This is a genomic window from Pseudomonas sp. 18058 (genome assembly GCF_902706155.1).
In the GTDB taxonomy this organism is placed as follows: Bacteria; Pseudomonadota; Gammaproteobacteria; order Pseudomonadales; family Pseudomonadaceae; genus Aquipseudomonas; species Aquipseudomonas rustica.
Genome location: NZ_CACSJY010000004.1, coordinates 21,298 through 44,737, shown reverse-complemented (window position 1 = coordinate 44,737; position 23,440 = coordinate 21,298). Strand labels below are relative to the sequence as shown.

Genomic DNA, 23,440 nt, shown 5'->3' with positions numbered 1-23,440 from the left:
GTGCAGTCGGCACGGGCGCCAAAGCAACGGGGCTTGCAATGAGGAGGAGTCCATATACGGACATCCAGAGGCTGAGTCACGATTTTGCTTCGCAGCCTTCTCAAGGCCGACTTATGTCGGCCGGTAATCAGTGCGACGTTAACGCTCAAAAAAATGCCCGCTATAAGCGTGCGGGCGGTCAATCTCAAAGGAGTTTGTTTCGACGTACCTAAAGCGTTGAAAGCATCGTGTCAGAAGCGCTAGGTGGCTCCGCCTCCGATGATGTGCAGGGTCGAATTTCGATAGGTGCCTGAAAGGGTACCTCCCGAACGTGACTTGGTTTGTTCGACGTCCATATCACCCAGCCAGACCAGGGTGTAGGCCGCATGCAAGTCCGGCTCTACATCGACCTTGTAGTTGATCCCTTGGCCACTCGTCTGCCCCATCGAGCCATACAGCTTCCAAGGGAAGGCGAAGGACACCCGGCGCCCGTCGGGCAGAAGCCCCGCGCAATCCACACTAGGAGCCAGTGGCAATGCGGTTCAACTGCTGTAATGGCGACCCGATGCTTGTGCCTTGACCAATTGGCTGAGCGCCGCTGCCCTGACTTCAACAATGGTTTCACCGGCTTCAGCCACTGGCGCAATGAAATCGTCGAAGCGGGGCGGTGCATTAAGATCGTGAACAACGGCGGCTTTCATGAAAAGTTCCTGAGTGTTGTTCCAGTTGGATGCCTCGCAGCTATTCGAGGCAAAGCGCCATTGATCGTTGGTTACCAGCCAAAGCGTATGCCAAATGTACCCGCATCATCGACAATCCGACCGATATACGGATCTTCAAAGTGACCCGGCAATAGAAGCGCATTGTTCTCAACGCAGAAGGACAGCAAGTCGTGTCGACTCTTGGCGGCTTGCGTCGGGTTCTCGCAGACTCTGCTGCTCCATTGCCAAAAGGGAATTTGGATCGGTGAATGCAAAATATCTCCGCAAAAAACTCCATGTTCACCGTTAGAAGATAATTCGATACGAACATGGCCTGCAGAATGACCCGGCGCATGCCTCATGATGAAGGTGTCATCCAGTGCGAAGGTGTCATCGAACAATACTGCCTGCCCCGCCTCGATGATTGGTAACACACTGTCGTTGTACATGTGAGTAAACCAGGCCGGAACACCTGGAACATTACCGTGCGCCAGCCGCTCGGCGTGATCATGCTCAATCTGCGACATCACATATTTGGCGTTAGGAAATGTCGGCACCCACGTACCGTTGACCAATTTTGTATTCCAGCCTGTATGGTCTGCATGCAGATGCGAGCACATCACAAAGTCTATGTCCTCGGGGTCTACGCCGAGTGATTTCATTCGCTTGAGATAGTGAGTGTTCAGTTGATGCATCTCTGGAATGCCTGGACGTTCCTTGTGATTGCCGACGCAACTGTCGATCAGGATCGTGTGTTTGTCGGTTCGAACGATCCAGCTGTGCACAGGCATGAAGATCCGTCCACTTTCCGGATCATAGTGGTTGGGGGCTAACCAATGCTCATGTGCTTCTACGCGTTGACGATCAAAATCAGGCAGCCAGGTCTGCGCCGTTTCTCCCAACAGGGATGTGTCAAACAGCTTTGTTATTTCAACTGCACCGACTCTCCCTCTGACGATGTAATCGAGTGCGGGGCAATTACGGCCATGCACATGGCCTGATGGATTGCGGCATTGAGCATCAGATTTCATTATTTTTATTCTCCGATATTCCAGTCGTATCTGGAGCGTTTCAGGTGGTTGGGCGTCAAGTTGCCGAGCCAGACCTCTCCAACCTGTTCGCGACTCTCAATCATTGCGGACAGGTTGGATTGGCTCTTGTGAAACGGCTTGGCGCGCCGGTCCGGTGACTAGTGTTGGCCGACCGTGATCAGCCCGTCTTTTCCGCGGAACTGCTCCAGAAACTTGAAGCGTGCCGTTCCTTCTTCCGGCGCTGTCTGGATGTTTTCGCCTATATCAATGACTGAGCTACCCGGTCCTTTGTATTTTGGCCATCGCGGCAAACCTTCTCCATTCGGGTCACCCTTGAAGGCGAAGTTGGCCCAATACGACTGAACTGTGTCTGCCACCTTCAAGTCCTCTGCCGATGGTTGCACTGGCTTATGGAAGGGACCCGGTACCCATTGTTTGAATACGTAGGCGATTTCAGCCGTATGGATCGGTGACGGAGTGAACGCCGAGGTGAAGGTAAAGTTATAGACATACACCGGCGCGCGGCCGGTTTTCTGTTGGAGTTTGGCCCACGTCCAGGTTTCGTTCTTGATGGTCAGATCGCCAACCAGCGCCTGTGCCGATTGCTTGAGCTGCTCCGCTGTCGAGGATGGGTACAGCTTGTTGAATTCATCCATGTGCTGCGCACCAAAAGCCTTGGTAGCGGCCTGGGTGAACTCTGCAGCGGTCGCGTGTGGGAAGCTGTAACTCATGAAGGCCCCGCCTTCGTTCAAGTTCCACCCTACCAGCAATGGCACGTCATTCTGCCGTCCGTGTGCGAACGTGGCGTACGGCAGTTCTGTCAGAACGTAGCCATCAACCAGCGGAGAAAACTTGGTCGGCAGTGTCAGGTTCCAGTTGGTCGCTTCATGCAGGTCCCGCGCAGGGATCGCCCTCAGTTTGTCTATCGTCGGTGCAGACAGTTTTTCACCCAGCTCGGCACCGAACGCCAAGGCGTCCTTGCGGGATTTCATCTCACTTTCCCAGAATGCGCCGCTTTCCCCGATCGCCTTGTGAAACAGGCCCTTGGCTTGCGCAGAGGCCATCAGGAAGCCGACGGCATGCGCACCTGCGGATTCGCCGAAAATTGTGACGTTATCCGGGTCACCACCGAAGGCTGCAATGTTTGTTTTGACCCATTTAAGTGCCTCGATCTGGTCGAGGATGCCGTACATGCCTGACTTGTGCCCGTTGGATTCGGCGTCGAGATCGGGGCGCGAGAGATAGCCGAACACGCCCAAACGATAGTTCAGCGTGACCACGATCACGCCTTTCTTCGCCAGGACTTCGCCACGGGTGTCCGGACTGCCACCCGAACCGAATTGAAAACCACCCCCATGAATCCAGACCATGACCGGTAGTTTGGCTTTAGCCGATTTAGCGCCGCTCCAGACGTTCAAGTACAAGCAGTCTTCGCTGGCCACAGCTGAGGTATCGGGCAGGCCAAATCCGCTGGCAGACCAGCAAGACGCTCGATATTGGCTGGCGTCCAGTTCGCCGCTCCACGGTGCTGCTGGCTGCGGTTCTTTCCAGCGCAAGTTGCCAACGGGAGGCTGGGCATAGGGTATGCCTTTGAAACTGAGGATACCGCTGGCGTCTGCGGGCGTTCCGCGCAGTGTGCCCTGCGATACCGTCACTTGTGGACTCAGCGAATCATCGGCAGCATCCGTCGATGCAGCATTGGCAGTAGCACTCATTCCAGACCCTAGGGTAATGCTCATAAGCACGCTCAATCCAAGGTTAAAAATAGGTTTTCCTTGTTGGAACATGACGCTTTCCTTCATTTGGAACTGCGAAAAGAAACACAGGCGTTCGATCCATCAGGTCACTGTGCGGTCCAGCCGCCGTCGACCTTGAGAGACGTGCCCGTAACCATTCGTGCCGCGGGGCTGGCGAGGTAGAGTGCGGCACCCACGATGTCTTCTATTTTTGCCATTCGACCAAGGGGTATTTTCGATACCAGGAACGACTCCTTCTCTGGTGTATCAACAATTTTGCGCACCAAGGGCGTATCAACGAACGTTGGTGAAAGCGTGTTCACCCTGATGCCCTCGCTCGCGAACTCGATGGCCATGGCTTTGGTCAGGCCTTCGATAGCGTGTTTGGTCATGCAGTACACCGTACGGTTCGGTGAGCCTACATGGCCCATCTGGGACGAAATGTTGATGATCACGCCCCCGGATGCCGAGCCGTTTTGCAGCATTTTTGCAGCCGCCGCTTGCGCCGTAACGAAGGACGCCCTGACGTTCAAATCCAGCATCGCGTCCAGGTGCTCATCGCTGACTTCAAGCATGGGTTCCGGAAAATTGGTGCCTGCGTTGTTTACCAGAATATCCAGCCTGGGCAATTTCTGAATCGCTGCTCTGATCGCCGCGCTGTCTGTCACATCGCACACTTGTACGTCTGCGACACCACCGCGTTTACGAATTATTTGAGCAACTTCGTTCAAGCTGTTTTCTGACCTTGCAACCAGGATCAGGTGCGCTCCGGCAGCAGCCAACGCCAGCGCAATGCCTGCCCCTATACCGCCACCAGCGCCAGTGATCAGTGCGACTTTACCGTCCATACGAAAGGACGGTAGCGCCATAGACTCAAGTTCGTGACTCATACAACTTCCCTCGTAGAGCGATTGGCTCACTGTTCAAACCGCAGCGGGCATAGGGATTATTCGACAATGCCAGCGTAGGGCACGTGCTTTTTTCCGTAGCGACGTACGCGGATGTTGGCCTGTTCGCCATGGCCGGAAAAACCTTCAAGGGCACAGAGTCTTGAGCAGTAGGAGCCGATTAGCGCCGAGGCTTCGTCGGTCATGACTTTTTGATAGGTACAAGTCTTCAGGAACTTGCCGACCCAAAGCCCGCCGGTATATCGAGCGGCTTTTTTGGTTGGCAGGGTGTGGTTGGTACCGATCGCTTTGTCGCCGAACGCAACGTTGGTACGAGGCCCCAGAAACAACGCGCCGTAGTTGCGCATGTGCTGCAGGAACCAGTCCGGATCTTTGGTCATGACCTGAACGTGTTCGTAGGCGAGATCGTTAGCGATCTGTAGCATTTCTTCATTGCTGTCGGCAACGATGACCTGACCATGGTTTTCCCAAGCCTGACGCGCAGTATCTGCGGTAGGAAGAATCTTCAGCAGTCGCTCAATCTGCGCCATGGTGTCGCGCGCAAGGTTTTCGGATGTGGTCAGCAATATTGCTGGTGAATCCGGGCCGTGTTCTGCTTGACCCAGAAGATCGGTGGCACAAAGTTCGCCATCAACACTCTCATCCGCAATGACGAGTGTTTCGGTCGGACCTGCGAAGAGATCGATACCCACACGACCGTACAACTGGCGTTTGGCTTCGGCCACGAAGGCGTTGCCTGGCCCAACGATGATATCGACCGGAGTGATGGTCTCGGTACCAATCGCCATTGCTCCAATAGCCTGAATGCCGCCCAGGCAATAGATCTCATCGGCGCCTGCCATGTGTTGCGCCGCGACGATCGCATGCGCGGGCTTGCCGTTGAACGGTGGGGCACACGTGATGATTCTTGGTACACCCGCGACTTTAGCGGTGATCACCGACATATGAGCAGAGGCTAGAAGGGGATATTTGCCACCCGGCACGTAGCAGCCGGCTGCATTCATGGGAACGTTCTTATGACCAAGGATTACGCCGGGCAATGTCTCTACTTCGATGTTTTGGATGCTGGCTCGCTGGTGTTTGGCAAAGTTGCGCACTTGGGTCTGGGCGAACTCGATATCCGCGATATCCCGCTTCGTCAATTGTGAATAGCAGGCGTCGATCTCGGCGGAGGAAAGGCGATAGCAGTCGCGATCCATCTTGTCGAATTTGATGGCCAGATCGCGGACTGCTGCGTTACCGCGTGCTTCGATATCGGCGAGCGTCGCCTCGACGGTATCGCGGACTTTGAGATCGGCGGACCGGATCGCCTGCGCCGTGATGCTGCGTTTCAGCCAGTGAGCCATGTGCAATTACCTGTAGTTTTATTTAGTGGTTTGCATACGTATGCAAGTTGATTGTAAATGAGCCTTTAATGGTTTGAAAAGAGGCAGATGATAGGATGTTCACTTTTAAACAGGACCCTCTGCGCCATGGTTGAAAACTTTCGACGCCCTATAACCGCGCATGATGTTGCCAAGCTCGCAGAGGTGTCGCAGTCAGCGGTTTCCCGGACATTCACCAAGGGCGCCAGCGTCTCGCGTAAGACTCGAGAGAAGGTCGAGGCTGCCGCTGCAGCGTTGGGATATCGTCCCAATTTCATTGCACGTTCATTGATCACCAATCGTTCAGGGCAAATAGCGGTAGTCGTTCCGAGTCTTGAAAATCCTTTCTATGCGGCCGCCGTCGAAGCCCTGTCCAAAGCCCTTGAATCGATCAGCTATCGAGTCCTGCTGTTTTCGACGGTCAACAACGAAGATTCGGACCCGGTCCTTGATGAGGTGTTGCGTCATCGAGTGGATGCGGTCGTCATGGTTTCCTCCAGCCTGTCGTCCCGGTTTGCCGAGGAGTGTCAGCAAACCGGACTGCCCGTGGTCCTGCTCAATCGCAAAAACGATAACGACACGATTTCCAGCGTGACCAGCGACAACCTTCTGGGTGGTGAACTCATCGCCTCTTTTCTGGTGGCCGGTGGACATACGCGCATGGCTTTTATTGCCGGTAATGAAGGTTCTTCCACGAGCAGGGACCGAGAACTGAGCTTCTCTGCAAGCCTTGCTCATCGTGGAATGCCGGCACCTCTTCGCGAAGTCGGGCACTACACCCTTCAAGGCGCTATGGAGGCGACACGCTCTCTGCTGTCCCGTGCGCAACCCCCGGACGCGATTTTCTGCGCGAACGATCTGATGGCTATTGCTGCGCTCAACGTTGCCACCACTGAATTTGGGCTGGTACCTGCCAGCACCATCTCGATTGTCGGCTTCGATGACATTGCACCTGCCCGTTGGCCATTGATCGGTCTCACCACTTACAAACAACCGTTGGCACTGATGATAGAAAAGGCCGTGCAGATCATCGCCGCTCAACTGGAAGAGACACGCAAGCCTTCCATACAGGAAGTGCTGCCGGGCAGACTTATCGTCCGGCAGAGTGCGCGCCGCCCCCGCGTCGGGTTGATGGAAAGTGAAGAGGGCATCTATTGGGTCGCCCCGTGATTATTGATCTTTTGAGCAGAAAAGTTTGCCATGGCGCCGTCTGTGCCCGGCGATCAGGTCGCGGCAGACCAGCTGTTTTTATGTGCTCTTGAAAAAACAACAATTGCCAAAACCGTGACGCCGATAGGCAGTGCTGAAAGCAGCAGCAGGTTCGCGGTGCTCCAATGCAGCGTCAGCAAGCCGCCACCGAGAATCGGCCCCATGATTCCACCCAAACGGCCGAATCCAAGTGCCCAGCCCAGGCCGGTGGAGCGCAATGCTGTCGGGTAATAGGTTGATGCCATCGCATTCAGAATGGCTTGACCACCCATCACACCAAAACCTGCTGCGGCGATAAACAGGTACGCCCAGTGAATTGCGATGTAGTACCGGCTGAAAAACACGATGGCTGCCCCGGCAAGGATAAACGTGGGCATCAGCACGGCGACATAACCCCGACGATCGACGCACCATCCGAGCAGCCACGTGCCGCCCAGTCCACCCAGCCACAACGCGGCGCCCGCCAGAACGGACTGTGAGGCGGAATGCCCGGCGTCACTCATCAGTACCGGGATCCAGGAAGCCAGGAAATACACACACAGCATGTTCATGAAATTCATCAGCCAGAGCAATATCGTCCCACGGCCATGCTCGCCTCCAAGTAATCCCTTGACCGAAAGTCCGGATTTTTTGGGTGCAGTGGTGGTGATCGCGCTAGCGTCATTGATGATCAGATCGGGGTTTATCCGCGATAATGTCCTGGCGACCCGCGAAGCGGATTTGCCCCGCACGGTCAGCCACTGCATGGACTCTGGCATGAGCGCCAGCATGATTATGGCGAGGATCAATGGCGCGATTGCGCCGGCGTAAAAAACGCTGTGCCAGCCAAACAGGGGAATGAGCCAGGCGGCGATCACGCCACCGATAATTCCGCCACACACCATTCCAGAAGACACCAGCATCAGCAACGTGACTTTGTTGTGATTCGGGGTGTACTCGGTCGACATCGCTATGGCGTTAGGCACGATCGCACCCATGGCCAGGCCGCTGAGCAACCGCATGATCATCAGACTGGTAATCGACTCGGCGTATGAGGTCGCAAACATAGTCAGCGCAAGAACGATATGAGCGCCGATTAGCACCGGACGTCGCCCTATTGCATCTGCGACGGAACCGAAAATAAGCGAACCCAGAAGCATGCCCACGAGGCTGATGCCAAAAACCGGCCCGAGGCTGGCTTTTGCGATACCCCACTGGCTAATGATTTCAGGCGCGACGTACGCCATGGACTGGATATCGAAACCGTCGATCATCATGCACGCGAAGCACATGAGTAGAACCATAATCTGGTAGGGGCCCAAGCGACTATTTGCTACCACCTGCGTGACATCGATCTGAGAGGTCATGGGTATCGTCTCTTTTTATTAGGTTTATTATCGAGCAAGACAAACCGGGTGCAGCGTGAGCGCGGCGAGGCCGCACTCAGTATCAATGATGCGCAGCAGCGGCTTCGTGTATTGAAGAAGCCGCTGCCTCGCGGGTCTTACAAACGAACCAGCCCACCGTCCGCCATGATGGTTTGCCCGGTGACCCAGGCGCTTTCTTCGCTGGACAGGAACATGACCGTACCGACGATGTCTTCAGACGTCCCGGGACGCTTGATGGCCTGCATTTTCGCCACTTCTTCAATCAGCTTGATATCAATGTGGGACTTGCCGCCGGCCGTCAGCGAAGCGGTGGGGCCTACCGCGTTGACGGTAATGCCAAACTCCGCCAGGTCCGTCGCCAGGCCGCGGGTGAAACCGATGACGCCTGCCTTGCTCGACATGTAGTGCGACAGGCCCGTTGCCGTAAGGCCCAGCGAATTCGATGTCAGGTTGACGATCCGGCCGTAGCTGTTTTTGGTCATGAACGGCAGCACGCCCTTGACCATCAGGAACTGCGAATCAAGGTTGATCCGGTGGACCTTCTGCCACAGCGCGTAATCGAGTTCAGTGATCGATTTGGTTGGGAAAATCCCTGCGTTATTCACCAGGATGTCGCAGCGACCGAACTCGTCGTTCAGCAGCTTTTCGATGCGTTCACTGACACCGGGATCCGAGACATCAGCCACAATCCCTACGCCGCGCACGCCCAGTGCCTGAACTTGAGCCAGCGTTTCTGTGCAGTCAGAAAGATCGACAGCCACTACATCAATCCCGCGCTTGGCGAGGCCGATGCTGATGGCCTGACCAAAGCCTTGGGCCGCTCCCGTTACGACTGCTACTTGGCGATTTTGAGTCATTGTTGTTCTCCTTTTACTCATGTTTGCTAAGGCTGGGTTCATTAATGGGCAGCGTGGCCGCTCGAGGTGCTGAACGTGATGTGTTTGATTTCGAGGAAGTCGTCGATACCGGAGGTGCCATTGAGGCGACCCATGCCCGATTTCTTGTACCCACCTTCTTCGAATTCATCGTGAACCTGCGCCCAGTCATTCAGCCAGACGGTTCCTGCCTCCAGGCGCCCGGCCACTCTGAAAGCCCGTGCCATATCACGTGTCCAGATGGCAGCCGCCAGGCCGAACTGGCTGTCATTGGCCAATGCAATGCCTTGCTCTTCGGTTTCGAAGGTTTGCACTGTCATGACCGGGCCAAAAGTTTCCTGCTGAACGATGCTCAGGTTCGGGTCGGACACTTTCAGCAGAGTAGGGCGATAGAACGCGCCATTGGCCAAGGGCCCATCGGTGACCGGGCCGCCGCGTACCAGCACTTGAGCACCGTCTCGAATGGCTTGCTCGACGACCTGGTCGACACGCGCGACGTTGCCCTTGTCGATCATCGGTCCCATCTGACTCTGGCTGTCGGCAGCGGCACCCAGGCGCAGGTCATTGAAGCGTTGTTCGATTCCATCGATGACTTTATCGGCGATGTCCTTGTGCACCAGGACACGAGAACCCGCCATGCAGAATTGACCGGCGAACACGGTGACGGATGCAGCCAGGGTCGGCACCATGTGGTCCACATCGGCGTCGGCGAAAATCAGGTGAGGAGTCTTGCCGCCCAGTTCCAGGCTGCAGCGTTTGAGGTGGCGCCCGGCTTCGGCGGCGATCACCGAGCCGACTTGGGTCGAACCGGTGTAGCTGATCACGGGCACATCAGGTGACGACACGAGTAATTTCGCTCCCTCGCCACCGGACTCGGTGAAGAAGTTAACGATCCCGGTTGGCAGCTCAGGGACCTGTGCAAAGATGCTCGCCACCAAGGCGTTGAGGATTGCCGTCTGGGCGGGCATTTTCACTACAACGGCATTGCCCGCTGCGAGCGCGGGTGCGACCGAGCGAATCATCAGTACCACCGGTGAGTTCCACGGCACGATGACGCCGACGACACCCACCGGCTCATGAACGATCATCGACACGGAGCCCGGACGAGCACTGCCGCTTTCACCTTTATGCGAACGAGCCAGCGCCCCGTTGTAACGCAACTTTGGGGCGAGCATGGTGATTTCGAACAGCGCTTCACCGCGTATCTTTCCATTTTCAAGGCAAAGCGCTGCGACCAGTTCCTCGGTATGACGCTCGAAACAGGCCGCCAGCTTCTCGATCACATCGGCGCGAAAGTTTTTATCCTCGCGCCACCGGCTGTTGGTGAACGCTGTCCTTGCGGCTTGAATGGACATGTCTGCTTCAGCGGCGCCGCCATCTGCGAAACGCCCGATGACATTACCGGTCGCTGGATCGATCGACTCGCCGATGGTCTGCGATTCGACCCACTCACCGTTGATCCAGTGTCTTGCCAGTTGCACGGTCATTATTGTTCTCCTGGTTTTGGCGATAGCGTTTAGAGCTTGGGTAGGTGCGTTACCTTGAGTACGGGCATTGCGGGCCTCCCGGCAGCGAGAGGCCTGTAGCGTTTCAGTTATCCAGTTTGAAAAGGCGGGCAGCGTTGGTTCGTCCGATTTTTACGCGGTCGTTGTCGCTGATGGAGGCGCTATCCAGCCAATCGGATGCGTGATCGATATTTTCGAAAGGCCAGTCGGCAGAAAACAGCAGGCGGTCGGAACCGATTTCCAGCATGGCGTCTATCAGGGTCTGGTCGTTGAAGTTGCCAGACGTGGTCAGGTAAAAGTTCTCGTGGAAATATTCGGCGATCTTGCGTTTGGCAGGATAGTTGGCAGGGATGTTCATCCAGCCGTTGCGGTTGTCGACGCGCCACATGCTGTATGGAAGGCCTTCGCCCATGTGACCAAGGATGATTTTCAATTTCGGGAAATCATCGAACAGCCCTGATCCCATCAGCCGTAGTGCATGGACAGCCGTTTCCTGGCCAAACGCCCAGGTCGGGCCCAGCAACCATGGATGACCGTCGTAGATTGGAGCATGGGAGGGCAAAGGGTTGCGCGGGTGCAGGTAGAACGGCACATCCAGTGCTTGCACCTGTTCCCAGAATGAACGGTATTGTGGCAGGTCGTAATAGCGCACCGTGTTGACGTCGCCCACCTGCGAGAAGCCGTTGACCAGTGCGCCGACAAAACCGAGCTCATTGACGCAACGCTGCAGTTCGAGTGTGGCCAGTTCCGGGTCTTGCATCGGCAGCGCAGCGAAGCCCTTAAATCGTTTGGGATTCAGTGCGATTTGCTCGGCAAGATAATCGTTGGAACGCCGCGCCAACTCGTTCGCTTCTTTGATGTTCGGGACCGCCTGAACGGCTGGCGCGTTTAGAGAGAGGATCATCAGTTCGATGCCATGACGATCCATTTCTTCAATGCGGCGTTTCTGAATATCCAGTAGGCGGGCTTTGAGTTCCGGGCCGACGGATTCCGGCATTTGCCCCAAGGAGTCTTGCAGGGTTTCCTCGGTGGCGAAATGCTCTTCGAGGGCGATTTTTCCGGTGACTTTAAACATGGTGGGCTCTCTTGATTGTTGTTCGATGCGTGAGCGAAATCGTGCGTACGGTCAATATTGACCCTTGGGCTCCAGGCCCAGCGCCAGCTGTCCATACATGGTGCCGACCGCGTCCCAGTTCATGCTGATGTGGCGAGACACTGCGTTTACGTCGCGCCATGCGCGTTGAACAGGATGTGAGATATCCAGCCCCTGGCCACCTGTGGAAGCATTCAGGGCTTCAGTGGCACGGACTGCCAGCGCTACGGAAAATGCCTGTCCGAGCCGGCTCTCGATGCGTTCCTTGGTGGAAATGGTTTCACCGCTTTTGATCGTTGCTTCGCGTGCTTTGAGGTCGGCGATCAATGTGCGGTGTGCTGCGGTGCAACTTGCCTGGGCATCGGCTACCCGCAACTGAACGGTGGGGAATTCCGCCATGCGGTTTTGACCACCGGCGACAGCCCCCCGCGTAACGCGAGTGGAGGTGCGTTCCAGATAATCCTCGAGGGCGCCTTTGGCAGCCCCGATCGCGACAGAAGCGAGGCAGGAAGGAATGTTGCAAAGCATGGGCATCTTGAAGGTGTGATTCGCTGCATACAGGCTGGCGCCAGGCCCTTGTCCGTTGCTCATGTCGGCAAAGGTCAGCACACGATGGGCCGGTACCAGGACGTTTTCCATGACGAGCGTCTTACTGCCGGTACCGCCGAGTCCTACTACGTTCCACGTGTCTTCGATGATGTAGTCATGCGCCGGCACCAGCAAAAACGCGGGTCCCGCCGGGCGGCTTTCCTCCTCCGGCAGGATGGCCGCACAAATGGCCCATTGGGCGCAGTCGCTACCACTGGCGAAGCTCCAGCGACCACTGATCCGATAGCCTTCGTCGCAGGTTTGTGCCTTGCAAGCCGGTGCATAGGAGCCGCACACCAAAGCGTCCGGATTGCCTTCCCAGACATCCTTTTGTGCCTGTTCCGGGAACGTTGCCAGCAGCCACTGATGAGCTGCGAGCAGTCCGGCAACCCAAGCCGTCGACGCACAGCTTTTCGCCAGGCCGATGTTCAACTCGACCAGTGCGGAAAAGTCGAACTCGTATCCACCGAAGGCTTCGGGTTTTACAACGTCGAAGTAACCGATCGCACGCAGGGCTTCGATATTTTCCATCGAGACGCGTCGATCATTTTCGATCTGGGCTGCTCTTGCAGCAAAGGCGGGGGACAATTCGGCGACGCGGGCCTGCAACTCGCCGAGTTTGGGACGGTGCGATTGACGAAGGGATGTGGGTTGAACTGGAAATTCGATAGTGTCCATGGACTGCTCCAGACGACGACACCGTCCATGGGCTGGGGCCGGGTGATTTATCGCAGCGGCAAGCAGGATGGCGATCGCAAAAACGCCCTGGGCAACACGCCTGAATACAACTATGACCTGACGGCGTTTCAGGTCGGCACCGACCTCTATCGCAAGGTCAGAACGGACGGCAGTCATGAGCAGGCCGGTATCTCTCTGTCAGCGGGCACCATCGACGCGGGCGTCAGCCATTACACCCGTCGCAACGCCGGGGAAGACACCTTGCGTGCTTATGGTTTGGGCGCCTACTGGACGCACTTCGGCCCGTCCGGTTGGTATCTGGATGGCGTGTTCCAGGTCAATCGCTTCGACGTCGAAGCCAAGCCTAGCAACCTGCCGAAACTGAAAACCCGGGGCTGGGGCTACACCGCTTCGCTGGAGAACGGCTACCCGTATGAGTTCGACAAAAACTGGTACATCGAACCGCAATTGCAGGCGATCTACAGCTACGTCGACCTCGATAGCAGCGACGACGCCGGCGCAAAAATCCGCTTCCGCGACGTCGACTCACTGATCGGCCGCGCGGGTGTGCGCATCGCCAAGGATTGGGACACCGAAGGCGTCGACAAAAGCGCACGACGCACCAATGCGTGGATTCGGCCGAGTGTCTGGCATGAATTCAAAGGACAGCCGAAGACCGAATTTTCCTCCGAGACGGGTTACATCCCGTTCGAGTCGGATATTCAGGGCACGTGGGGCGAGGTGAATGTTGGGGTGGACTATCAGGCGAATCGGCGGACGACCCTTACCGCTTCGGCGGGGTATCGCCAAGGGTTTGATGGTGACAGTCATGGGTATGACGCGATGCTTGGGTTTAAGATCAACTTTTAAGGGCGCTTTGAACAGCAGTTAATGTTGGCTAAGAGGAATTTTCTGTCTGTGGTGACAGCAGAAAACGGCCAGAAGCCGCCGGTGATGATCGGTAGCTTCTACGAAAAAGGCCCGATCGAATCAAATCACTTTTTAACAGGTGTATCCCAGCATTCGGGACTAATCGAGCATACGTTGTATTGCCGATCCATCAACGCCATGCGGTTGAGATGGGCCTCAGTAGCGGCGTTCAGTGATTGCTCACTGGCGACCATGTAGCGCGCGGCTCTATCGCTCATGCGTGCAATCCATTGGCGCCGAATCTTTTCTTCCAAGGCTTTTGGTGACGTGGCCATGGCTTGAAGTGTACCGTCGTCTACTCGGCTCAATTCGTCGCGGTAGGTTTCGATGTACTGGGTTCGTGCGGCGTCGTGCTGGTGATTCAGGTCGTACTGGAGCGCTTCCAGGTTTTGCTTGTAGAGGATCCAGTAAACGTCAGGCAGCACGCCACCGTCTTTCTTTCGTAGCGCGGCAATACGCACATCGTTGTCGATATTGGCGCTGAGTACTGGCTTGAGCGACGAGATGATAACGGGGTCATTGCTGATAATCTGGTTCATCAACACAGTGCGTAAACTAGTCTGAGGCAGACTCTGGCCCAGCGGTTCCACGTGGATCGGCTCCGCTGGTTTCAGGGAAACAGGTTGGCTCGCGCAACCTGTAACCAACAAGGCCAAAAAGAGGATCGACGAGAGAGGATGACGTAAAAACATAAACTACCCATGAGCATGGTTGGTAAGGGAATCGAGCATAACACCCGCCAATCGATAGTGTCATTTTGACATCTATCTAGTCCCGTCAACCCTTCTGTTACCGAAGTGCAAGCCCGACTCCACTTTTAATGCCTGCCGCCACAAAGTAAGGGTGTCAGCTCGGGTCGGCATCTGCCCGTCATGATAGATGTCTGTCGGCCAGAAGCTGCCTCCCAGCAACCTGTGTAGACAGGGCCTTATTGCAAGGGATGCAGTAGCAACTCGCTATTCTTGGTCGTTTTGGGTTCCGTGCCGTGATCTATAGTTACCTGACCGGCCATCGACTTCGCCTGTAGCGCGCAATCTCACGTTCCGATATCACTGCTCAGGAAGGCGGGCAACAAGCATCATTCGTGGCTGAGGTTGAACGAAGCTGCCGGTAGTCACTTATTAGCAGTATGAAAATTTTGACAAATAGAGCGTGGCCGATACACCAAGGGCAATCATCAGGGCTTCTCAGCATGGTCAATTCTTTGTGGAGCAGATTCGGGCTCGAACTGACACTAGTGACGTTCATTGTATTTTTCGGCTTGGTGATGTGCCGAGCACACTTGACGTACCAGCGCGGCAACAAAAAACGAATTGACGAAGAGTTTCGTCAAACCATGGCGCAACATTGCATTAAAAATGTACAAATCAAACAAGAACATACAGTGCTAGGGGCCCGTCGCAGAGGCGGGAAACGACCGTTTGATGTCCACAGGATCCTTTACAGTCCACCGGATCGCTGGTTTGTCTACGTGCATGTCGAGGATGAAAAACCAGTATTTCTGCCGATTTCAGAGCAGCGAGCAATGGCTTCTGCCACCAGCTCGGGGGATGAATGAATGGGTTGACACAGACGCTCCTGTCAGGAGGTCGTCGATAGCACTCCTTTGTGAGCGTCCGTTTTTGGCCGTAAGCAGTCGGTCTAAATGCCGCTTGTTAGACTGCGATCAGTTTACGCCTGCCTGATGCCGAGCCTTCGCTATCTTGAGATGATCAATCTTTGTCGTATCGCTTTGGCGTATCAAATCCCTCCGCCTCGCCCAACTAGGCGCCGCCTACACGCTTGCTAATCGGAGAAATTCCTTTCCCCAGCGACCCTTGACTCCATCAAACACGATGCCTTTGTCTCCCTGCGCCGCACCTGCGCGCCTTGAGGTTTTTTCTTCATAAGGTGCAGAGTGCCCGTTCACACTGTTACCTATCCAGCGCGTGATCCATTTCCTGGCATAACTGGTCGAACATTTCGTGGCTGATCATGCGTTCGATCAGTAGGGCGGTGAAGTAACCTGTCATGGTCATCGAAGCAACGTAGTCGTTGTTAAGTGCATCGATGCGCCGCACCGTCCTAACCATCTGCCCCCTTGCTCGTTCGATTACTTCGGGGCGGTCGCTCACTGTTTCCGTCATTGGCATATCGGAGCTCCTTTCGGTTATCGACGTTCTTCTTGCCCCACCGCAACACCGAATTCGGGCGTAAGTTGCCGCTGTATATCGTTTGTCTATTACTGGTACAGCTCAGCCAGCCTAGGGCTTAAGCTACCGCACAACGAAACCTTCGTTGCATCGCTCATCACATCGATCGTATCCATCGCAGTTTTAAGCGAATTCGCCTATTGCAGACACGATGAGGTCGTAAGCAGCACTTACAACTAAAGCGTCAAGCGTCATTTCAGTTTTTTTCACGTGGCAGTACTGCGCCACTTTAGCGCTTCCCACGACTAGAAAATGCTGTGGTTAAATTCGTCTATGTTCTTTTACCATTCATTGGAGAAGGGCAAACCTACGCAGACTGATTAAGCTTGGACGTTCTACCCTGGGTGCACTGCTCGATCGCTTTTCCGGATCCGGCCGGAAGTTACGATTAACCATGGCGGCTCACCTTTGAATCATGGGTGCGTAGTAGGCTTTGCTGTCCCGCTGGCCGTCATTATCGCTATGTCTCAATGCGTGTTGAGCACGCTCCTAGGCATGGAGTACGCGTAGGTGCAAAGAAAAGGACAAGACATTTCACACGAATGTTTAGATGTGCGACACCGAACTGCACCTTTTCGTCGATGACCGGAACTAAAACGTTCAGCCTTCGTAGAGCATACCGTTGGAGTTAAGGGAAGTTCGAACATAGTGATTCCATCGGATAGGGAAAGCCTGCTGTTGGTTCAATGTCGTATCGGTTTCTGCGCGCCTCCCAGCACAGCGCCCATTAACTGTACGGCGTCTCCTGCGTCCTGCATTGCTCTCAAAGCTGTCGCCCTAGCTGAAGCGTAACTCAAATCACCCAACTGATCGGTTTTCTCCAAAAAGGCTAATGCGACTTCCAGCCGCGAAAGCAGGCTGGCTAACTCACGCGTAGCGTCATTGACTGAATGAGTACTCATTTCTCAACCTTGTTGGTTTGGGGGAAAGGAAATGCGATCGCACGTAACATTATGGCTGGAACTCAGGGAGCTATCTGTCTCTGGAAGCTCTGATAGTCCCGATCTGTACATGCAATGACCATAGCTTGCAAAGCCAGATTTCCTCTGCACGCACTACATTCGGATCAATCAGATAGTAAGAAGATAGGATAGACGGGCTGTCCATTTCTGCCTGACGATTTCATTCATTGAATGCCTTGAATTTGAGGTGGAACGCGTTGATCGGCGATACGAACCAGCACAGGCGGCGCGATTGCGACAGGTACGTAAAGCATCATCGGCGGTAGCGAAAAATTTCCAGTTGGCCGTAGGCATTTCTATCGCTCAACCTTTTGTTGGACAGCTCGCCTTTTAGGAAACGACAAGATGCTGGCAGTGTGAACCTCTTTTCGCGCAAAAGTGTACGAGGTGTATCTCGGGTCTCAGCGATGGAAGGAGTGGAGGTGAAGCAGGCATCTGAAAGGCGTATACCGCCGACTTTGACGCCTACCATCGCTATCCGGCAGGTCACAGGATCGCAGTTTTTTCTAAAGACTGGTCAAATTATTGATTGAACATACGGTGGAGAAAGTCAGAAAGCTTGCCCCGGGCAGCGCCCTAGGCGGCCTGTGCTACGCCCATTGCTGCCCCTGTGTAGCTGCAGTTAGCAACCACGAAGAGAGTCGGATAAAACTTTAGCGTAATTGGGAGGGTCATCCATAGGCAGCCACCTCATCAGAGTGTTGGTCATCACATACCTGGAGAATTCAAATGAGCTTGTTCACCACGATATTGGAAAAACTCGGAATAGGTAAGCACGCTACCTCGTCAGCCCAAGCAGCTCCCGCAGCGCCAACCACTGGCACCACCGGCGAGATAACACAGAACCCGCCTTCAACGCCGACCGCTGCGATCAGTGAAGTGGATGTGGCCTCTAAGCTGGAGGCCTTGGCAAGCCAGCAAACCGAGCAGCTCAACTGGCGTACTTCGATTGTTGATTTACTCAAATTATTGAGCATCGATAGTAGCCTTGCCGCCCGTAAGGAACTCGCTGCAGAACTGCATTACACAGGTTCAACAGACGATTCGGCAGCCATGAACACCTGGCTGCATTCCGTAGTTATGAAAAAACTGGCGGAAAATGGTGGGAAGGTTCCGGCAGATCTGCTGGATTAAATACGCCTTATTCAACCATAACGTGCATCGGACGCCTACCGTGTTCCTAGGTCGCCATCTAGGAACGACGGTACGCACGGATTACCGCACATCGTTTGGATCTATCTCGTCACGCCATCGCGTCATATAAACATTTGGAGGCTTCGGATGAGAGGTCGTTACCACATGGCGATCTGCTGCGGGGAGAAAATGGTGCCCGCTAAGCAGGACACCATCGCCCTAAGCGATGACGGTCAGTAAGGCATTTTTGCCGAACGGTATCGTGAAAGGCGGGTGTGAGCTGCCGACACCTAGAACGACCCTTGGGCCCGCAAGTCTATCTGTATCTACTCATTGGTAAGGTACGGCGCTATGGATAAGACAATCACAGTCGATCAACTGGCTACCACCGACCTTCGATCAATCAACGAAATATGGCTCGGCGGAATGCATACGCAGCTTTGCCTATGGCGAGGTGAACAAGTCTTCACCCACGAGATGATGAGCGAGGGTACCCACGATCAGAATGTCCGACGCCTGTGCTTGCAGTTGGTTAACCCTGACGATCAAGCCGCAGTCGCCAGCGTTGAGATGATCGTGCGCGAACAGCTAAAAAGGTTAGGCAAGGAAGGCGAATTTTATCCGGCTGAGGAGGCGGACACTCATCAATAATAATTGGAGCATCGGTCATACACCGGAAATCAATTCAAGAGCTTTTGTCGCTTGGAAGCTGATCTTCAAATGAGGATCCTGGAACGCTTAGGATTACTCACTCTGTTCAGTAAAATGGGGCAGACCACGATATATGGATATTGCATTGCGCTGGGCCGGAGGGATTAAAAACTCAAACGCAACTAGTTGTAAGTGCGAGACGTGATTTATAGTGTAGTCTTCAGGTATTAACCACATCGAGAATTTTGTATGTCAAAACTTGCTGAATTCCGCCAACTCGAAAAACACCTTGCAGAACAGCTCCAAGCGCTTGAGGCCTTGAAAGGTGACGCAGGTCTTAAGAAAGAAATCGAATTCGAAACGAAACTGCGCGATTTGCTCGCAAAATACGGCTACAGCCTGAACGACGTGATCAACCTGCTTGATCCGCAGGCAAGTCGTCGCGCTCCAGCCGCTGATTCCAAAACCCGTAGTCGCAAACCTCGTCAGTTGAAGGTTTATAAAAATCCTCACACTGGTGAAGTCGTTGAAACTAAAGGTGGCAATCACAAAACATTAAAGGACTGGAAAGCTGAGCATGGCTCCGATACGGTCGAGTCTTGGCTAAAAAAGTGATTGGATATGAATACAAAAGGGCCTAATGGGGCCCTTTTTTTTATCGTTTTTTTCTACGTGTCGCAGATTCCATTGCTTAAGTCCACTTATAGGGGCGGCGCCTTCTGCCCGTCAATCTGATAAGTTGCGTGAACTTTCGTCATACGCGAATTTCCATTGCTTGAGATTAATGCACCTAGCGATCAGCCGGGAATCGGCTGTTGCAATCCCAAGCCAGGAAGTTGAACGTGAAGACCTTGACCCCCAAGACCTCGCTGCGTCGCGCCGTTACCGGCCCGATGCTTTTTCTATTCATTCTCGGTGATGTTCTCGGAGCGGGCGTTTATGCACTCGCCGGGACAATTGCGGGGGAGGTACCAAGGTCAAGATGAGGTCGTAGATCGTGCCGGCGAAACAGCCTGGAAATAGGGGCTTCCTGTCGAGTCCAGGTCGTCTCAGACGATTTTTTGGCCTTCGAACCAGCCGACCGCGCTCAATCGCTCAGGGCGGAGAAAATACTTTCCGTCGAGAAAAAATCTAGTAATGGGATGCGTGTCGCCTATTTGCTCTACCGAGTAGCGCTCTCCCATCTTCATGCTTGCAGTTGGGTTGATCACAAAGGCTTCCTCCTCTGGATGGTTTGCCGTAAAGGGCGGTTTCGTTCCGTCGAGTTGCTGAGGGGAAAACGGTGTTAATCGTCCGTATCCAAGACGGCCTACGCCCCGTCGTTTCATAAATGAAAGCTCTCCCGCCCGGCGCAGTAGTGATGTGATGCGCCCGCATACTCCAAGAAATTTGGGTGAACTTTCTTTAATAAAATCGCTTCCTTATTGAAATAGGGTCGAAGGCAGACTCTCGCCTACTTACACAGAGGTACTCGCCATGGCACGTGGAAGCAAAGACAAGTACACCGACGAGCAAAAGCGAAAAGCCGAGCACATTGAAGAGAGCTACGAGCGGAAGGGTACGCCGAAAGACGAAGCGGAGGCGCGCGCTTGGGCAACCGTAAACAAACAGTCAGGAGGGGGTGAAAAGGCTGGTGGTTCGGGTAGAAAAACGTCGCACTCTAAGAAGGAACAGGCCAAATCCGACTCGGGCAAGAGAGCGGCGCAAACACGCGGCGGCCATGGGCGTGACTCTAAAACTTCACTTGAAACGCAGAGCAAGGAAAGCCTGATGAGTGAGGCCCGTAGTCGGGATATTTCTGGCCGTTCGAAGATGACTAAAGCTGAGTTGATCAAAGCGCTCAAAAAGAAGTGACTGCAAACCAACCTGACTCTGGAGCGGAGTAATGCATACAGACTCCCTTGGTCATGATCTGGGTTTCAAAAAGCCTGTGGAGGTCAGATGAATCTTTTCCATCGCAGTACCCCTGTGTTTACCGGCGCGCTGGTGGCGCTCGTTGGATTAGTCCTGTTTGGCGGCGGTATCTGGCTGATGGTGCTGCACGGGTCGCCCTATTACTTGCTGGCAGGGTTAGCTTTACTGATAACTGGTCTCGGTTTGATCAGGGGACGTCGGTGGTCGCTCTGGGTTTACAATCTGGCCTGGTTGGGGACGGTTGTCTGGGCCTTATGGGAAAGCGGCCTGGATGCTTGGGCCCTGGAGCCAAGGCTTCTCGTTCCGACCTTGCTGGGTCTCTACTTGCTGCTTCCTCGCATTCGTCGGCGGCTGCATCCAGGTAAGAGCATCTCATCTGCAGGCAACGTGATTTTCCCTCTGGTTGGAGTGCTGCTCGTTGGTCTGCTTTTCTTGGCGCATCCCTATCCAAAAAATTTGCCAGATCAGGCTCAAACCGCAGTGACGCAGCCTTCATCGTCACGCGAAGATGCCGACACTGACTGGCGTTACTACGGCCGCACGCCTCGCGGTGAGCGTTGGTCTCCGCTCACGCAGATCGATCGGCAAAACGTCGACCAACTTCAACCTGCCTGGGAATACCGAACGGGTGATGTTGCGCGACCCGAAGAAAACAAAGATGGTTACGAATTCAATTTCGAGGTCACTCCCATCAAGGTGGGCGATACACTTTACATCTGTACGCCGCACAGCCAGGTTATCGCGCTGGATGCCGTATCGGGTGTTGAACGCTGGCGTTTCGATCCCAGACCAGAAACAGGGAACAACGCTTATCTAGCCTGTCGTGGTGTGGCTTACTACGAGGCCCCGGCAGGTACTGAATGCTCGCAACGAATCATTTCTCCCGTGGCCGATGCCCGCTTGGTCGCGCTGGATGCAAACACGGGCAAGCCCTGTGCGAACTTTGGAGATCAGGGCTTCGTTTCTTTGAGGCAGCATTTGGGTGATGTGCCAAAAGGTTTTCATTTCGTAACGTCGCCGCCATTGGTCGTCCGTGATCGAGTGATCCTTGGCGGGTGGATATATGACGGTCAGAAAACCAACGAGCCCTCGGGCGCGGTGCGTGCCTTTGATCCGATTACAGGTCAAATCGCCTGGGCATGGGATGTGGGGCGTTCCGAAAGTGTTGTCAGCCACCCCGCGCCCGATGAGAATTTCACTCCTGGCACCCCAAATGCCTGGGGTGTATACACCGCCGACGTTGAGCGCGGCTTGGTTTATCTGCCGACTGGCAACGCAGTGCCGGATTACTACGGTGCTAAACGCCGGCCATTCGATGAGAAATATTCAAGTTCCGTGGTTGCGCTCGATATCGAAACAGGTGCACCCCGGTGGTCTTTCCAAACCTTGCACCATGACCTTTGGGACATGGATGTGCCCATTGGCCCGACCCTGGTAGATCTGCAGGATACTAACGGCAAAAAAGTTCCCGCTCTGGTGCAAACCACTAAACGCGGCGAATTGTTTGTCCTTAATCGCGAAACTGGGGAGCCTGTTGCCCGGGTTTCGGAGAAGCCCGCCCCTCAAGGCGGCTTGCCTGGTGAACCTGTGTCGGCAACGCAACCTTACTCAGTGGGCATGCCTTCCTTTGCACCACCTCAAATAGAGGAGAAGGATACTTGGGGGGTAACTCCCATCGACCAGATGCTATGCCGAATAGAGTTTCGCAGGCTAGATTACAAAGGCGCGTTTACGCCGTTCGTCTTAGATAAGAAAACGTTGGTGTATCCAGCATTCGATGGCGTCATTGACTGGCATGGAGCATCAGTCGATCCTGAGCGCAAACGCTTATATGCGAACCTGAGCTACATCCCTTTTGTTGCACAGACTCTGGAACGGTCTGATGCGGAGAAAAAAGGTCTGGTCGAGCCATGGGATGGCAAAGGACAGCCTCCAAGGCCCAAAAAATTCGCCATCAATCCTCAATACGGCACGCCTTATGTGGTCAAGGTCGATCCGTGGCTTGGGTTATTGGGCGCACCTTGCAAAGCTCCCCCGTGGGGGCAACTCGCAGCAATCGATCTGCGCACTCGTTCCATCGTCTGGAAACACGATGTAGGCACAACCCGTGACATGGGGCCGATGGGGCTGCACGTCAACCTGCCTTTTCCAACAGGGATCTTCAATATCGGCGGCACTGTCACTACTCGATCCGGGCTCATATTTATGGGAGCAACTGCGGACGACTATCTGCGCGCATTTGATGCGCGGAACGGCAAAGAACTCTGGAAGACTAGGCTGCCAGCGGGAGGGCAGGCAACGCCAATGACATACCTTGGTAAGGACGGCAGACAATACGTCGTAATTGCCGCTGGGGGTCACGGTGGTTTGCAGACTAGGTCAGGCGATTACGTGGAGGCGTTTGCGTTACCAAAAAGAGAGGCACCATGAGCAAAAACATCCGCCGTCGACTTGAACGTTCATTTGGGTAAAGACGATGAGCAGTATCCCTGTAGCGCTTCGCCTAACTCCGCGAGTGAATAATGATGAAGCGCTCTCACCATAACAATCTAACCTGGTTTTTGGCTGGCTTCGCAAGCCTGTGTGCACCGGCCGGCTATCGCACGACCGAGGTTCAGTTGGC

General features: G+C 54.7%; 21 protein-coding genes and 2 pseudogenes. 9 read left to right on the top strand and 14 right to left on the bottom strand.

Annotated features, from left to right (window positions below; genetic code table 11):
• Positions 1-239: 239 nt before the first annotated feature.
• From GVL50_RS28910 to hisD, 6 genes and pseudogenes are all read right to left on the bottom strand, one after another.
• Positions 240-404, bottom strand: a pseudogene (locus GVL50_RS28910) (transporter); the annotation flags it as partial.
• A 117-nt stretch (positions 405-521) separates the two neighbouring features.
• On the bottom strand, positions 522-680 hold the full coding sequence (locus tag GVL50_RS03400; protein WP_159811749.1) for a hypothetical protein: 159 nt from the start codon (positions 678-680) through the stop codon (positions 522-524).
• A 71-nt stretch (positions 681-751) separates the two neighbouring features.
• Positions 752-1,711, bottom strand: a complete 960-nt coding sequence (locus GVL50_RS03395; RefSeq protein WP_159811748.1) for an MBL fold metallo-hydrolase — start codon at positions 1,709-1,711, stop codon at positions 752-754.
• Positions 1,712-1,869: 158 nt separating this feature from the next.
• Positions 1,870-3,498: a carboxylesterase/lipase family protein gene (locus GVL50_RS03390; protein ID WP_159811747.1), complete on the bottom strand. Its 1,629-nt coding sequence runs from the start codon at positions 3,496-3,498 to the stop codon at positions 1,870-1,872.
• Positions 3,499-3,554: 56 nt separating this feature from the next.
• Complete coding sequence (locus GVL50_RS03385; protein WP_218586030.1) at positions 3,555-4,337, bottom strand: SDR family NAD(P)-dependent oxidoreductase; 783 nt, start codon at positions 4,335-4,337, stop codon at positions 3,555-3,557.
• Positions 4,338-4,393: 56 nt separating this feature from the next.
• On the bottom strand, positions 4,394-5,701 hold the full coding sequence (gene hisD, locus GVL50_RS03380; protein ID WP_159811746.1) for a histidinol dehydrogenase: 1,308 nt from the start codon (positions 5,699-5,701) through the stop codon (positions 4,394-4,396).
• A 126-nt stretch (positions 5,702-5,827) separates the two neighbouring features.
• Between hisD and GVL50_RS03375 the strand changes: the two genes are divergently transcribed.
• Positions 5,828-6,889 (top strand): LacI family DNA-binding transcriptional regulator, encoded by a 1,062-nt coding sequence (locus GVL50_RS03375; protein ID WP_159811745.1) that lies wholly within the window; start codon positions 5,828-5,830, stop codon positions 6,887-6,889.
• Between the two features lie 53 nt (positions 6,890-6,942).
• On the opposite strand, the gene GVL50_RS03370 is transcribed toward GVL50_RS03375, so the two are convergent.
• The 5 genes from GVL50_RS03370 to GVL50_RS03350 form a co-directional block, all read right to left on the bottom strand.
• Positions 6,943-8,274, bottom strand: coding sequence for an MFS transporter (locus GVL50_RS03370; protein ID WP_159811744.1), 1,332 nt, complete (start codon positions 8,272-8,274; stop codon positions 6,943-6,945).
• Positions 8,275-8,411: 137 nt separating this feature from the next.
• Complete coding sequence (locus tag GVL50_RS03365) at positions 8,412-9,152, bottom strand: SDR family NAD(P)-dependent oxidoreductase (RefSeq protein WP_159811743.1); 741 nt, start codon at positions 9,150-9,152, stop codon at positions 8,412-8,414.
• Positions 9,153-9,193: 41 nt separating this feature from the next.
• Positions 9,194-10,657 (bottom strand): aldehyde dehydrogenase family protein, encoded by a 1,464-nt coding sequence (locus GVL50_RS03360; protein WP_159811742.1) that lies wholly within the window; start codon positions 10,655-10,657, stop codon positions 9,194-9,196.
• Between the two features lie 103 nt (positions 10,658-10,760).
• A complete protein-coding gene (locus tag GVL50_RS03355) occupies positions 10,761-11,750 on the bottom strand; it encodes an amidohydrolase family protein (RefSeq protein ID WP_159811741.1) in 990 nt (329 codons plus the stop codon).
• A gap of 51 nt (positions 11,751-11,801) precedes the next feature.
• Complete coding sequence (locus GVL50_RS03350; RefSeq protein WP_159811740.1) at positions 11,802-13,034, bottom strand: acyl-CoA dehydrogenase family protein; 1,233 nt, start codon at positions 13,032-13,034, stop codon at positions 11,802-11,804.
• A gap of 27 nt (positions 13,035-13,061) precedes the next feature.
• Between GVL50_RS03350 and GVL50_RS03345 the strand changes: the two genes are divergently transcribed.
• A complete protein-coding gene (locus GVL50_RS03345) occupies positions 13,062-13,904 on the top strand; it encodes an autotransporter domain-containing protein (protein WP_256671816.1) in 843 nt (280 codons plus the stop codon).
• 125 nt (positions 13,905-14,029) lie between these two features.
• Here the strand turns inward: GVL50_RS03345 and GVL50_RS03340 are convergent, their stop codons facing one another.
• Entirely contained in the window at positions 14,030-14,656 is a 627-nt protein-coding gene (locus GVL50_RS03340; RefSeq protein WP_256671815.1) for a hypothetical protein, read from the bottom strand.
• A 500-nt stretch (positions 14,657-15,156) separates the two neighbouring features.
• Between GVL50_RS03340 and GVL50_RS03335 the strand changes: the two genes are divergently transcribed.
• Entirely contained in the window at positions 15,157-15,522 is a 366-nt protein-coding gene (locus GVL50_RS03335; protein ID WP_159811739.1) for a hypothetical protein, read from the top strand.
• A 355-nt stretch (positions 15,523-15,877) separates the two neighbouring features.
• On the opposite strand, the gene GVL50_RS03330 is transcribed toward GVL50_RS03335, so the two are convergent.
• A complete protein-coding gene (locus tag GVL50_RS03330; protein WP_159811738.1) occupies positions 15,878-16,096 on the bottom strand; it encodes a hypothetical protein in 219 nt (72 codons plus the stop codon).
• A gap of 1,751 nt (positions 16,097-17,847) precedes the next feature.
• On the opposite strand from GVL50_RS03330, the gene GVL50_RS03325 reads away from it, so the two are divergent.
• From GVL50_RS03325 to GVL50_RS28905, 4 genes and pseudogenes are all read left to right on the top strand, one after another.
• Entirely contained in the window at positions 17,848-18,252 is a 405-nt protein-coding gene (locus GVL50_RS03325; RefSeq protein WP_159811737.1) for a DUF3597 domain-containing protein, read from the top strand.
• 351 nt (positions 18,253-18,603) lie between these two features.
• Entirely contained in the window at positions 18,604-18,903 is a 300-nt protein-coding gene (locus GVL50_RS03320) for a hypothetical protein (protein ID WP_159811736.1), read from the top strand.
• A 249-nt stretch (positions 18,904-19,152) separates the two neighbouring features.
• On the top strand, positions 19,153-19,518 hold the full coding sequence (locus tag GVL50_RS03315) for a histone-like nucleoid-structuring protein, MvaT/MvaU family (protein ID WP_159811735.1): 366 nt from the start codon (positions 19,153-19,155) through the stop codon (positions 19,516-19,518).
• 227 nt (positions 19,519-19,745) lie between these two features.
• Positions 19,746-19,874: pseudogene (locus GVL50_RS28905) on the top strand (amino acid permease); the annotation flags it as partial.
• Between the two features lie 78 nt (positions 19,875-19,952).
• On the opposite strand, the gene GVL50_RS03305 reads toward GVL50_RS28905, so the two are convergent.
• The gene (locus tag GVL50_RS03305) at positions 19,953-20,231 is read right to left on the bottom strand and encodes a hypothetical protein (protein WP_159811733.1); all 279 of its coding nucleotides are present in this window, start codon (positions 20,229-20,231) and stop codon (positions 19,953-19,955) included.
• A gap of 148 nt (positions 20,232-20,379) precedes the next feature.
• On the opposite strand from GVL50_RS03305, the gene GVL50_RS03300 reads away from it, so the two are divergent.
• Complete coding sequence (locus tag GVL50_RS03300; protein ID WP_159811732.1) at positions 20,380-20,757, top strand: termination factor Rho; 378 nt, start codon at positions 20,380-20,382, stop codon at positions 20,755-20,757.
• An 87-nt stretch (positions 20,758-20,844) separates the two neighbouring features.
• A complete protein-coding gene (locus GVL50_RS03295) occupies positions 20,845-23,247 on the top strand; it encodes a membrane-bound PQQ-dependent dehydrogenase, glucose/quinate/shikimate family (RefSeq protein ID WP_159811731.1) in 2,403 nt (800 codons plus the stop codon).
• Positions 23,248-23,440: the final 193 nt, after the last annotated feature.

Bases quoted from the DNA above. Each gene is read 5' to 3' on its own strand.
- GVL50_RS03400 (WP_159811749.1), bottom strand. From the start codon at position 680: ATGAAAGCCGCCGTTGTTCACGATCTTAATGCACCGCCCCGCTTCGAC.
- GVL50_RS03395 (WP_159811748.1), bottom strand. From the start codon at position 1,711: ATGAAATCTGATGCTCAATGCCGCAATCCATCAGGCCATGTGCATGGC.
- GVL50_RS03390 (WP_159811747.1), bottom strand. From the start codon at position 3,498: ATGTTCCAACAAGGAAAACCTATTTTTAACCTTGGATTGAGCGTGCTT.
- GVL50_RS03385 (WP_218586030.1), bottom strand. From the start codon at position 4,337: ATGAGTCACGAACTTGAGTCTATGGCGCTACCGTCCTTTCGTATGGAC.
- hisD (WP_159811746.1), bottom strand. From the start codon at position 5,701: ATGGCTCACTGGCTGAAACGCAGCATCACGGCGCAGGCGATCCGGTCC.
- GVL50_RS03375 (WP_159811745.1), top strand. From the start codon at position 5,828: ATGGTTGAAAACTTTCGACGCCCTATAACCGCGCATGATGTTGCCAAG.
- GVL50_RS03370 (WP_159811744.1), bottom strand. From the start codon at position 8,274: ATGACCTCTCAGATCGATGTCACGCAGGTGGTAGCAAATAGTCGCTTG.
- GVL50_RS03365 (WP_159811743.1), bottom strand. From the start codon at position 9,152: ATGACTCAAAATCGCCAAGTAGCAGTCGTAACGGGAGCGGCCCAAGGC.
- GVL50_RS03360 (WP_159811742.1), bottom strand. From the start codon at position 10,657: ATGACCGTGCAACTGGCAAGACACTGGATCAACGGTGAGTGGGTCGAA.
- GVL50_RS03355 (WP_159811741.1), bottom strand. From the start codon at position 11,750: ATGTTTAAAGTCACCGGAAAAATCGCCCTCGAAGAGCATTTCGCCACC.
- GVL50_RS03350 (WP_159811740.1), bottom strand. From the start codon at position 13,034: ATGGACACTATCGAATTTCCAGTTCAACCCACATCCCTTCGTCAATCG.
- GVL50_RS03345 (WP_256671816.1), top strand. From the start codon at position 13,062: ATGGGCTGGGGCCGGGTGATTTATCGCAGCGGCAAGCAGGATGGCGAT.
- GVL50_RS03340 (WP_256671815.1), bottom strand. From the start codon at position 14,656: ATGTTTTTACGTCATCCTCTCTCGTCGATCCTCTTTTTGGCCTTGTTG.
- GVL50_RS03335 (WP_159811739.1), top strand. From the start codon at position 15,157: ATGGTCAATTCTTTGTGGAGCAGATTCGGGCTCGAACTGACACTAGTG.
- GVL50_RS03330 (WP_159811738.1), bottom strand. From the start codon at position 16,096: ATGCCAATGACGGAAACAGTGAGCGACCGCCCCGAAGTAATCGAACGA.
- GVL50_RS03325 (WP_159811737.1), top strand. From the start codon at position 17,848: ATGAGCTTGTTCACCACGATATTGGAAAAACTCGGAATAGGTAAGCAC.
- GVL50_RS03320 (WP_159811736.1), top strand. From the start codon at position 18,604: ATGGATAAGACAATCACAGTCGATCAACTGGCTACCACCGACCTTCGA.
- GVL50_RS03315 (WP_159811735.1), top strand. From the start codon at position 19,153: ATGTCAAAACTTGCTGAATTCCGCCAACTCGAAAAACACCTTGCAGAA.
- GVL50_RS03305 (WP_159811733.1), bottom strand. From the start codon at position 20,231: ATGAAACGACGGGGCGTAGGCCGTCTTGGATACGGACGATTAACACCG.
- GVL50_RS03300 (WP_159811732.1), top strand. From the start codon at position 20,380: ATGGCACGTGGAAGCAAAGACAAGTACACCGACGAGCAAAAGCGAAAA.
- GVL50_RS03295 (WP_159811731.1), top strand. From the start codon at position 20,845: ATGAATCTTTTCCATCGCAGTACCCCTGTGTTTACCGGCGCGCTGGTG.